Genomic DNA, 12156 nt, shown 5'->3' on the forward strand with positions numbered 1-12156 from the left:
CCTAGTGAACGTGCCCCTCATGAACAAATTGGCGTTTTTCAACTGTGCGAACAACGTCTCCATTTGCATCAAGCAACTCGTATTCATGTGCTTCCTCAAGGGTCTGATTCATACTCTGTACGTAGAAAAAGACTTGATCTTCTACCGGCACTTCCACCGTCTCATGGGAAAAACGAATCCGCACGTCCTCGATTTCTTCTGTTACATATCCTAACGTGACATAGGTACTTATGGTTTCTACATCTACCCAGTCATTTTCAATAAACATAAATGTATCCATAAATTGATCGCCACCTGTTAAAAAGCCATTTTCGATCTCGACTTCAGCATCTAAATATTTCCGATACCCGTCAGGCTCTTCTTTTAACCGTTCAGCGACAAGATGGCGTTCATTTTCCATAAAGATGACGGCAAAGGAATCCTCTGTTAATGGCCACGTCGTCATAATCTCTAACTCCTCATCTTCACGATTGACGTTTACCGCTTCCTCAATCGTGTCATGAACGGTTAAATTTACAGGAATGTCGCCAGGTCCGGTGCTTGTCATTAAGCCGACATAGAAACTTATGACAAAGGCAATCGCTACAACTGCTGTCACCCACGTTCGCTTAAACCACCAGGCGACAAACAGACCGACAAAGAATAGTAACACTGCAGCACCTAATAGGAGCCCAGACCACACGGAAGGGGAAAATGCAATCAGTTGATTTTCAATTAAAGGTTCCGTTAAAAAGACATTCATGATTGGACTAAATGGTTCATTTTGTAAGGTGCGCAGTACATTATGAGGAGGCTCACTTTCTGTTAACATCGCCGTTACGATAAATACTGCTAATACAAAAATAGATTCAAATCGAAAAGACCGTTGTCTCTCCTCAATTGATAAGGTCGCCCTTTTCGCCCCTTTCCCACTTAACGTAAGTAAGTGTCGAAAACCAAAAATGAGTAAAGGAGCAATAAGAATGTGCTTCATAACAAGAAGCTGACCATACGTTAGCATCCAGCTGTTTACGTATTCAGGTGCGATTTCTCCCATCATGACAAACCCACTTGTGGATACAAGCAATAAACTGAATACCGCAAGCGCTGAAAACCATTGATGAAACTTCTTTCCGTTTGTTAAATGCTTTGCATACAGACTGACAATAAATAAAGGGCCTGTCCATAAGGCCATCGAGAGAAGATGAATCGCATTTGAAATAGCGCCTGATACATATCCGTCTGTTAAAGACGCACTGTGACTAGACAGACTTACCGCAAAAATGATACCTAAAAACAAAATGATCTGCAGACTCGCTCGAATAATTCGGTTAAGTTTTCGTGTGATGATAATGAGAATTAAAATAAGCACCGCAAACAGCAAGACAAGGAAAAAACTTGTTCCTAATATATGCTCCCCCATTGCTGTTGCAACCCCATCAAGCAAAGAGATCGAAAAGAAATTTGCGTACGTTCTCCCTAACCCAATTAAGTACCCTAATTGAATAAGCGGTATGAGCATTGTCACAATGAGCATAAATCGATTCGGTATGACTCGATCTAACCCACGTTCTGTTGGTACCATTTGAATAATAATCAAACCAGCTAACAAAGCCAGACATATATACATAAAACTATTTAAAACAATCTCCAGCATGATCTTCTCCTCTTAAAAACGATAATCACTCTTATCCTAACAGGCGAAGCATGATTTGAATATGGTTTTGCTTAAATGACAAAAAACCGTCGAGAACTCGACGGTTTATCCTTTGGGAGGAATATAATCAGGTTGACGATTTGATTTATTCGCCACTTTCTTCCCGTTGTTTCGGTTCGATTTTCGTGGCTGCGTTCCTAAATGATCCGGTGTATATTGGGCAAATCGATTTTTCTCACTCATGAACACCCCTCCTCTGTCTTACTATCCCACAAAAAAGGGTTTTTACTTTAGTTTATTTTGGAAGCGCATGCTTTTGTTCAAAACGCTCCTCTAAACGGTTCACTTCTGTCTGATCTTGGGTTAAACGCTCTTTATTTTGCTTAACTAATTCACTAAAAGGCAATCGTCCGACTCGTCTCATAGTTTTTTCACCTCGTTTTTACTTCTAGTATTTCACCAATTTAAATAGTTTAAACCTTCTTTCTCTACTAAAAGATGAATATTCAACAAATTTTGCACATAGTTTTTATAAAAGGAGTGAGCTGAATGACAGAAAGCCAATTAGTTAAAGAATTTGAAAAGGGATTAAAGCGACCACTTAAAGAAAAGGAGCGCCAACTTTTAAAGTGGATAACCCAACAACAACAACGCACTAGCTAAAAAAGCCCTCTTCGGTTTTTGTCCGAAGAGGGCTTTTAATCACTTACTGCTTATCGTCATCTTTCTTTGTTCTTGAAACAATGGAATCAAGCAATTCAACAATTTCATCTCGGCTTAATTCTGTTTTACCTTTTGCCTGAGAAGACGAGTTTTCTTCATCGTTTGCTTGCTCATTTGCATGACCAACATCTTCTTTAGATTCATACACTTCATCTGAAATCTGTTCGTTTTCTTCACCTTCTGGCAATGCTTTTACAGCTTGATTGTTTTCGTCTACTTCATAGTATTCACCATCAATCGTAACCATTTGCGGTGTGCCTTTCTTTGAACGTGTTTCCTTGTCAAATAGGCTATAAAGAACAGGAATGAAGATTAACGTTAGCGCCGTACTACTAATAAGTCCGCCGATAACCGCAATCGCCATTGGTTGCTGAAGTTCAGCACCTTCACCAAATCCTAAAGCAATTGGGAACATACCCAAAATGGATGTCAAGGACGTCATAATAATTGGACGCGTTCTTAACTGAACGGATTCCACTAAAGCATTGTAGGTTGACATCCCTTTTTTCTTTTGCTGATTAACGAAATCAAGCATCACAATTCCATTGTTTGTCACGATCCCAACTAAGATAATGATCCCAATAAAGGTTGTCACACCAATCGCTGTCTGCGTAAGCGTGAGAGCGAGTGTTACTCCAATCAAAACAAGTGGTACCGTCATAATCATGATAAATGGCAATTTAAAGGATTCAAATTGAGCTGCCATGATCAAGTAAATGAAGATAATCGCCAAGACAAGCGCTAGAACCATACTTCCAATCGCATCTTCAAGAATTTCTTGTTCTCCTCCAAAGGAGAATTGTGCACCATCTGGTAGTTCTATTTCATCCACAGAGTCCTCAATTAAAGTAGAAACTTCACTTAAATTTGTACCCGCTGTGTAACCAACTGTAAATTCAACTGCTTCTTCTTGATCAGCACGTTGAATCGCAGCAGGTGACTCCCCTTCTGAGATCTCAGCGACTTCGTTTAAAGCTACCGTTGCGCCTTCTTGTGAAACGATTTGCAGATTCTCAAGTTCCTCAATCGTTTCTGTAAATTCAGGAGCGAGTCCTACTTGCACCTCATAAAATTGTGCTTCTTCATCATCACTAGACAACTGAACAGTCATAGCGGTTTCGCCTCGCGTAGCCTCGTTCACTTGTGACGCAATTTCAGCAGGAGTTAGTCCAAATTCTCTTGCCTCCTCTGCATTTACATCAACAGCAATTTCTGGCACTTGATCTTCAATACTTAATTGTACTTCTCGAATAAGCGAAGAATCGAGAAGCTCTTCCTCAAGTTCGTAGACAGTGTCATAAAGCGTACCTCGGTCTGAATGTGTAATCGTAAATGGAACCGTATTGGCTTCTCCGCCCATCGCAGCTGTTTGGGTGAAAGCTCGAACATCAGCAGCGTCATCTGCACGTTCTAAATCACGCTCAATTGACTCAATAAACTCTGAAGTAGAAATTGAGCGATCTTCTAGAGGCGTCATTGCTACTGTAATTTGTGCCGTATGTGAGCCACCCGTTGCACCAGGTTGACCATTGGACCCAATCACACTGACATAATCATTTACTTCTTGATAATCTGACAGCACGTCTTCAATTTCCACTACTGCATCGGTTGTTCTGGATAAACTCGTGCCTGTTTCCATCTCAACTTCTACTGTAAACGAACCTTGATCACTTTCTGGAATAAGCTCAAGTCCAACTGTCGTTAAACCAATTCCGCCGATTAGCAGTAAACCAAATGTACTTGCAATGACGGTTTTTCGATGGCCAAGTGACCAATGCGTCATTTTTTCCAACCCACGCATCGTCTTTGTTTCACGACGTTTTGATTCATTTATAGCTTGTGATGGTTTTAATACACGACTTGCAATCATTGGAACAACAGTTATCGCAACAAGCAAGGAAGAAAGTAAACTGAATGAAACCGTTAATGCAAGTTCTCTAAACAAGTTTCCGACGATTCCACTAATAAAGACAATCGGTAGGAATACAGAAATGGTTGTTAACGTTGATGCAAAAATAGCTGCCATGACTTCTTTTGTACCGTCAGAAGCTGCTTGTTTCGCACTTTTTCCTTTTGATAAGTGTCGGTATATATTCTCAATAACAACAATGGCGTTATCAACGACTAGACCAATACCGAGCGCTAGACCACCTAGCGTCATAATATTTAAACCTATATCAAGGAAAAACATAAAGGCAAATGTAACAATGACAGAAAATGGTATCGCTAAGCCAATAATTAGCGGCGTTTTAAGATTTCTTAAAAAGAAGAATAAAACGACCATGGCTAATGCACCACCGATTACTAATGCGGTAGCAACGCTTTGAATGGCTGAATTAATAAAGTCTCCTTCATCATAAAGAACCACAAGATCCAAGTCTTCATAATCAGCATCATCTTGTAAATCATTCAAGCGCTCGTTAACCGCATTTGATGTTTGGGTCGTATTAGCACTTGATTCTTGCATAACCGATAAACTAATAGCTGGTTCTTGATTCGCTCTTGTTAACGTTTCTAATTCTTCCGAGTCAATTGCTACGTCAGCAATGCTATCTAGCGTAATGTCATCACCAGTTTGTGGATTAGCACCGACAACGAGCTCTTCAATCTCCTCAAGACTTGTTAATTCATGTATAATCCGCGTTGTTAAACTTAAATCATCTTGTTCGACTACGCCACCTGGTACAGTTACATTATTTGCTTGTAACGCACTCACTATGGTTTCTTGATTCACACCAGCGTCAATCATCGCGTCTTGATCAAGTTTAATTGACACTATTTCAGTAACCGTTCCAGATTCATTCACACTTGCTACGCCTGGAACCTGTAAAATTTCTTGTTCAAGGTCCATGACATCGTCTTGAAACGCTTCAATTTCGTCATTTGACGTGACAGCAAGCTGCATCATAGGGAACATGGACGGATCAAACTTCAGAAAGCTTGGCTCGCCAGCACCGTCTGGTAAATCAATTTGCTGTAAGGCGTTTATAATATCTAACTCAACGTCTTCAATTGAGCTACTCCAATCAAATTCAAGAAGCACAATAGATGAACCTTCTTGGGAATTTGATGTCATGTTTTGCAAGCCAGATAAACTTGCCATTTGATTCTCAACCGGAATCGTAATTTGGTCTTCAACTTCTTGCGGATTTACGTTTGGATAACTCGTTGCAATTGCCGCAACAGGCGGGTCAATCTCCGGCAAGAGTTGTAGTGGCAATCGTGTTAACGAAACAATCCCCATAATGATAAAGAAAATCATTCCGACAATCGTAAACACGGGCCGGCGAATCGAAAAATTTGTCACGTTGGTTCCTCCATCATCCCAAGTCTATTTATTTTGCTATACACACCTTACACAAAACGAAGGTTAAAAAGCAAGCAAAAACAATTTAGACCTCTAAACTATTTTCCTAAAAGAAAAACTTGCCTGATTCACATCAAGCAAGTTTCATTATGCGGTTTACGCTGGCTGTAGTTTATCTCTAAGCACCATTTGTAAGATACCGCCGTGACGATAGTAATCAACATCAACATCACTATCAAAACGTACTAATACGTCAAACTCTGTTTTTGTTCCATCTTCAGCTACAGCTGTCACTTTTACATGATCACGAGGTTTTACAGAATCATCGATTGCAACAGAAATGCTTTCTTTTCCAGTTAATCCAAGAGATTCTGCACTTTCTCCAGCTTTAAATTGAAGTGGCAACACACCCATTAAGACAAGGTTAGAACGGTGAATACGCTCATAGCTTTCTGCGATAACCGTTTTAATGCCGAGTAGGTTTGTTCCTTTTGCAGCCCAGTCACGAGATGAACCCATTCCGTAATCTTGACCAGCAAGAACAACAAGTCCCGTTTGGTCTTCCTTGTACTTCATTGCTGCATCATAGATGGACATCACTTCACCAGTTGGCCAGTAAGTCGTAAAGCCGCCTTCTGTTCCTGGAGCGATCTGGTTACGGATACGAATATTCGCAAACGTCCCTCTCATCATCACGTCATGGTTTCCTCGACGAGAACCGTAGGAGTTAAAGTCTCTAGGCGCAACACCTTTTTCAATTAAGAATTTGCCTGCTGGGGTATTCTTGCCGATGGCCCCTGCTGGTGAAATGTGGTCAGTCGTAACAGAGTCACCAAACTTCCCAACAACACGAAGATCTGAAAGTGGTTTAACCGCTTCTGGATCTTTCGCAAGTCCTTCAAAGAACGGTGGGTTTGCAATATAAGTGGATTCATCATCCCATTTATAAAGCGCATCATCTGTTGTATCAATTTGATTCCATCGCTCGTTACTAGTAAAGACATCTTGATACTCACGACGGAATAGTTCTGGTGTGACAGTTTTGTCCACAATCGCACGAACTTCTTCCGTAGAAGGCCAGATATCTTTAAAGAATACAGGCTTACCATCTTTATCTGTTGTAATCGGATCATTCAACAAGTCAACATTGACTGTTCCTGCAAGTGCATATGCGACAACAAGTGGTGGAGATGCAAGATAGTTTGCTTTGACAAGCGGGTGAATACGACCTTCAAAGTTACGGTTACCAGATAAAACAGATGTTACAGTTAAATCATTTTCTGCAATTGCATCTTCAATTTCCTCTTCTAATGGACCAGAGTTTCCGATACAAGTCGTACACCCATAACCTACAAGATGGAAGCCCATGTCCTCAAGGTAAGGCATTAACCCTGAGTCGTTCAAGTAACCTGTAACAACTTTTGAACCTGGTGCAAGAGATGTTTTTACATACTCAGGCACTTTAAGCCCTAGTTCACTTGCTTTCTTTGCAACTAGACCAGCCGCCACAAGCACGTATGGGTTAGACGTGTTCGTACAGCTCGTAATCGCTGCAATCGCCACTGCACCTGTTTTCATGCTTGTTTTACGTCCATCTTTATACGTAACGTTAACAGTCTTGTTGAACTCAGACTGATCAAGTCCAAGACCTTGGTTGCCTGCTGGTGCTACAACAGCTTCTTGGAAAGATTTTTGCATTTTCGGAAGTTCAATTAAATCTTGCGGGCGTTTTGGACCAGAAAGATTTGCATGAATTTGCGATAAGTCAACTTCAACCACATCTGTATACGATGGATCTGGCGTTTCGCCTGGAACATACCATAATCCATTTGCTTGACAGTAAGCACGAACTAAATCGATTTGCTCTTCAGAACGACCTGTTAAGCGCATGTAGTTCATTGCTTCCTCGTCTACTGGGAAGAACCCGCACGTTGCACCGTATTCAGGCGCCATGTTTGAAATCGTTGCTCGATCTGCAAGCGGCATATCTGCTAAACCTGGACCGAAATACTCAACAAATTTCCCAACAACGTTCTTTTGGCGAAGTACTTGTGTTACTTTAAGCGCCACATCAGTTGCCGTTGTTCCACTTGGTAGAGAGCCTGTAAATTTCAATCCGATGACTTCTGGCACTGGGAAGTAAGAAGGCTGACCAAGCATTCCAGCTTCTGCTTCAATACCACCAACACCCCAACCTAGTACACCAAGGCCGTTAATCATCGTTGTATGAGAATCCGTACCTACGAGTGAATCAGGGAACGTTAACAGTTCGCCATCTTTCTCTACAGCGTGGACTACATTTGCTATGTACTCCAAGTTTACTTGGTGAACAATTCCTGTTGCTGGTGGCACAGCGTTATAATTATCAAACGCTTTCTTAGCCCAGCTTAAAAATTCATAACGTTCACCGTTTCGCTCAAACTCACGGTTCATGTTATAAAGCAAGGAATCATCTGTACCGAATTTATCAACTTGTACAGAGTGATCGATCACTAAATCTACAGGAATCTCTGGATTAATTTGATCCGGATCTCCACCTAAATCAGCCATCGCTTTTCTTAATGCTGCCAAGTCAACAACTGCTGGCACCCCTGTGAAATCTTGAAGAATAACACGAGATGGTTTGAATGGAACATCAATTTCTTTTTGTTCAGCAGTTCCCCACTTCGCTAAATTTTCAACGTGCTCTTTTTTAATAACATAATCATCATATTGACGTAAAACTGACTCTAGCAATACCTTTACAGAGTATGGTAGTTTACTAACTTTCCCATAACCTGCTTTCTCTAACGCATCAAGTGCATAATAATGATACGTTTTTCCATTTGACTCAAAAGAAGACCGCGCTTTAAACACATCTAAGTTTTTTGACATCTAAGACCCTCCTTATCAACTTCATCATATCGCATTGTTCCCAACTTGTCTAAGGAACGCACTTGAGTAAGCGCTTTTAATGTAAGCGATATAATTGCCCTTCATTAGAATAGCAAAAGTTGACGAAAGTTTAAATCTTTTTTCGACATATTTTTAAAAAAGGATAAGAAAAAGTGGATTCCATATACTGAAGAATGAAAGCGAGGTGGACGAAAAATGAAGGGAAATTCTAAGGCGAGACGCAATCAACCCCAGCATCCTGAAAGCAATCAACCACAGAAACAAAGTGGTTCTCATAAAACAAAAAAAGCCAACCATGTTAGCCAAACGAACGGAGAAGGCTAAATAGCCCAAACCTTTTTGGAGCCATCGCATAGACTGTAATCATACCGGAACAAAAGGAGGTTACACAATGAGCGGTGGATTCGGAACAGGCGGAGGTTTCGCTTTAATTGTTGTTCTATTTATTCTTTTAGTAATTGTTGGAGCAAGCTGGTTCTAAAAGAAGGACTGCATCGCAGTCCTTTTTTCTTTTTTTATGAGACGTTTTTGTGAGTGCTGTCATTCAGCTACATAAGGTAGCGACTATATTTCAACAGAAACATGGCGCCAATGCTAATAGCAAGAATGAGGCTAGCTTTTCTCAACGGTTCTTCCGCGTTTTCATCACCCTTTTTCATCAGGCGAAGTGACTTACTTGTAATTCCTAAGCTTACGCCAATAACAAGTGTTAAAGCAACAACACCCCAAGTCCACCAAGACCCCCAATTAAAGACAAGCGGAATCCCTGTAGCAATCAACATTAGTAAACCGATATGTGCGAATACAAACAGGACTCGATAGAAGTTTATTAATCCTTCTTTGAATCGTCCGCCTTCTTCAAGCCTTGCAGCATAATATAAAAACGGGAACGGCATACATAGAAATAAAACAATGGAACTAAACATATGAGTCGCAAAAAGAATAATTTGAGACACCTTTTTCTCCCCCTCCATAGAAACCCTTCTCATTTTATGCTAAAGTAACAGCTAAGAACAAGTGAAAAGGAGGGCTGAATGTGGGTGACTGGTTTATGAACCTGATTGTCATGTGGACATTTATTTTGCTCGGATTGATGTTTATTGGTGGCTTTTTTATGTTTCGAAAATTTCTTAAACGAATGCCTAAAGAAGACGGCAAATCGATCTTAGATTGGCAAGATTACTACATAAATCAAGCGCTTCCTTTATGGCAAGATGAGCAGCGACAATTACTTAATGAACTTGTCGAGCCTGTACCTGAGCTCTTTCGCGATGTCGCTAAAGAAAAAATTGCTGGAAAGATTAGTGAGATTGCGTTAAGAGAAAATGCGTCTAGCCTAACACTCGATACGATTATCCGTGGATATATAACGGCAACCCCTAAAAAGGACCATCGTTTTCTCATAAAAAAATTAAAGCAAAAACAGATTGATTTAACACCGTACGAGCATTTGCTCGATCGACAATCAAAATCCCGTAGCAAAAAAGAGTTTCAAGAAGCAGTTGAGAAAAAGAAAACGATCTAAAAAGATGCTCCCTTCAACGTAGACACTTTTAAAAAGTGAATACAATGAAAGGAGCATTTTTTGTCAGGCAAGATGATCGCAGCAGGTAACAAGGATGTCTAGCGCTCATCCTCTCTTCGTTGACACATTCAATCGCATTAGAAGATGTTAAGACTTATGCAAAAAAAACGTATTTGAAAAGGGAAGATATTCATTTAGGCAAAGCGATTGGATCTCTTAAACGAAAAAAAGCTTGCATAGTCGGCTTTCGCCTACTAAACCAGCTTTCTTTGTCCTTGTCATGATGCTGTAGTTTGTTCTCTTGCTTGTAGCAAGTACATTTTATGATACAATCCTTCGCGCTTGAGCAAGCTTTCGTGGGTGCCACTTTCGACTACTTCACCTTGGTGGAGCACTAAAATAAGTTGAGCATGTTTAATCGTCGACAACCGATGCGCAATTGCGATTGTCGTTCGATTTTGCTGCATTTTTTCTAACGCCCTTTGAATGGTTTCCTCCGTTTCAGTGTCAATACTAGCTGTTGCCTCATCTAAAACGAGAATATCCGGGTTTCCGAGCATGGTTCTTGCAAATGAGAGTAACTGGCGTTCTCCACTTGAAAAGGTTGTACCTCGTTCCCCCATCACCGTATCGTAGCCATTAGGTAATGCTTCTATAAAGCGATCCGCACCAACAAATTCACAAGCGGCTCGGACATCATCTCTTGTGAAGCCTTCACGGCCTAACGTAATATTGCTGGCAACCGTTCCGCTATATAAAAAAGAATCTTGTAACACAAGCCCTACTCGCTCTCTTAGTGTATCCTCTCGAAACGAATAGAGGGATCGACCGTCTATATAGATTTCCCCATGCTTTAATGGATAAAAGCGCATGAGCAAGTTAATAATTGAGCTTTTCCCACTTCCAGTATGCCCTACTAGCGCAATCGTTTCACCCCGGGATGCTTGAAAGGAAATGTTATGAAGCACGTTTGTCGTACCATCGTACGAAAACGAAACATCTTTAAATGCAATTGAACCACCTAGTTCTTCAGCGCGTTCACTTTCGTCAAATGTGGCTCCTGGCGCGTACTCTTCACGATCCATTAAACGAAAAACTCTTCCAGCCGAAACAATTGCTTGCTGAAACAACGATAACCGTTGCATGATTTGATTCACAGGTTCAAAAAAACGGTCAAGCAAATTAACAAACGCATAAAGTACTCCGAATTCAATAGGTCCTGCAAAAGATTGAAAGCCAAAATACAGCAAGACAATTGAAATAGCCATTAAACTTAAAATATCAACAATCGGCCTTAACAACAGCGCATCTGCTTTCATCGCTTTCATACCAGCTTGATAATGAGCTTCATTAATTTCGGCAAATTCTTTTTTCATTCGTTTTTCCTGCCGAAAGGCTTGTATGATTCGCATTCCTTGTACAGATTCACTCATTTTCGCATTGATTTCACTTACTTTTGCACTGACAGTTTCATAGAATGAGGAGCTTATTTTTCGATAAACTCGAAAAACAAGAAATAAAAATGGCAGAAAGATGAGACAGTAGAGTGCTAATGTTGCATTTAAATAAAACATGGCGACAAAGGTGCCAATCATGAATATTCCATTTTGAACAAATACGGCCAGCACTGTTACATACAATTCTTTGATTGATTCTGTATCATTTGTAATACGTGATACAAGTCCACCACCGGGCATTTTATCAAAAAAAGACAGTCCAAGCTTCTGCACATTTTTAAAGACATCTACCCGTAATGTTTGAATGATTCGCAAAGCAACTTTTTGAAAAAAAAGACTTTGTATATATTGACTAATGATTGCAACGATTAAGAGGGAAATAAAAATCGACACTAGCCATGTCAGCGGTTCAGTTGGGAAGTTTCCTGCTGTTAAATACGTATCAATAAAGTGCGCAATCAAAATTGGCTGAAGCAACTCTGCTGTTGCAGCGATCATCATAATAATAAATGCTACAATCAACATTTTCTTGTGACCTTTTGCATATCGTAACAGCCGTAGGAAAATGGCACGCTGCTGCTTTCCTGAAAGTACTTCATCTGTATGTTTCAAT

Annotated in this window: 10 protein-coding genes; 3 read left to right on the forward strand and 7 right to left on the reverse strand. The window is 40.4% G+C overall.

The annotated features are described in order from the left end of the window. Position 1 precedes the first annotated feature (1 nt). From ABC361_RS11130 to acnA, 5 genes are all read right to left on the reverse strand, one after another. Positions 2-1636, reverse strand: coding sequence for a copper resistance D family protein (locus tag ABC361_RS11130; protein ID WP_413074050.1), 1635 nt, complete (start codon positions 1634-1636; stop codon positions 2-4). A 105-nt stretch (positions 1637-1741) separates the two neighbouring features. Continuing rightward, positions 1742-1879, reverse strand: coding sequence for an acid-soluble spore protein N (locus ABC361_RS11135; protein WP_413074051.1), 138 nt, complete (start codon positions 1877-1879; stop codon positions 1742-1744). Between the two features lie 52 nt (positions 1880-1931). Beyond that, on the reverse strand, positions 1932-2060 hold the full coding sequence (locus ABC361_RS11140; RefSeq protein ID WP_099300966.1) for an FbpB family small basic protein: 129 nt from the start codon (positions 2058-2060) through the stop codon (positions 1932-1934). A 282-nt stretch (positions 2061-2342) separates the two neighbouring features. Further along, the gene (locus tag ABC361_RS11145) at positions 2343-5666 is read right to left on the reverse strand and encodes an efflux RND transporter permease subunit (RefSeq protein ID WP_413074052.1); all 3324 of its coding nucleotides are present in this window, start codon (positions 5664-5666) and stop codon (positions 2343-2345) included. 156 nt (positions 5667-5822) lie between these two features. Continuing rightward, positions 5823-8540, reverse strand: coding sequence for an aconitate hydratase AcnA (acnA, locus tag ABC361_RS11150; RefSeq protein WP_413074053.1), 2718 nt, complete (start codon positions 8538-8540; stop codon positions 5823-5825). Positions 8541-8756: 216 nt separating this feature from the next. On the opposite strand from acnA, the gene ABC361_RS11155 reads away from it, so the two are divergent. Continuing rightward, positions 8757-8885, forward strand: coding sequence for a small acid-soluble spore protein P (locus tag ABC361_RS11155; protein ID WP_099300969.1), 129 nt, complete (start codon positions 8757-8759; stop codon positions 8883-8885). Positions 8886-8952: 67 nt separating this feature from the next. Continuing rightward, on the forward strand, positions 8953-9042 hold the full coding sequence (locus tag ABC361_RS11160; protein WP_035397209.1) for a YjcZ family sporulation protein: 90 nt from the start codon (positions 8953-8955) through the stop codon (positions 9040-9042). A 67-nt stretch (positions 9043-9109) separates the two neighbouring features. Here the strand turns inward: ABC361_RS11160 and ABC361_RS11165 are convergent, their stop codons facing one another. Beyond that, positions 9110-9517, reverse strand: a complete 408-nt coding sequence (locus ABC361_RS11165; protein WP_413074054.1) for a hypothetical protein — start codon at positions 9515-9517, stop codon at positions 9110-9112. Between the two features lie 95 nt (positions 9518-9612). On the opposite strand from ABC361_RS11165, the gene ABC361_RS11170 reads away from it, so the two are divergent. Then, positions 9613-10086 carry a DUF2621 domain-containing protein gene (locus ABC361_RS11170; protein ID WP_413075761.1) on the forward strand — a complete coding sequence of 158 codons (474 nt, stop codon included), beginning with the start codon at positions 9613-9615 and terminating at the stop codon, positions 10084-10086. A 278-nt stretch (positions 10087-10364) separates the two neighbouring features. Here the strand turns inward: ABC361_RS11170 and ABC361_RS11175 are convergent, their stop codons facing one another. Continuing rightward, entirely contained in the window at positions 10365-12155 is a 1791-nt protein-coding gene (locus ABC361_RS11175) for an ABC transporter ATP-binding protein (RefSeq protein ID WP_413074055.1), read from the reverse strand. Between the last annotated feature and the right edge of the window lies 1 nt (position 12156).

This window comes from Shouchella phoenicis, assembly GCF_047238345.1.
Classification (GTDB): domain Bacteria; phylum Bacillota; class Bacilli; order Bacillales; family Bacillaceae_D; genus Shouchella.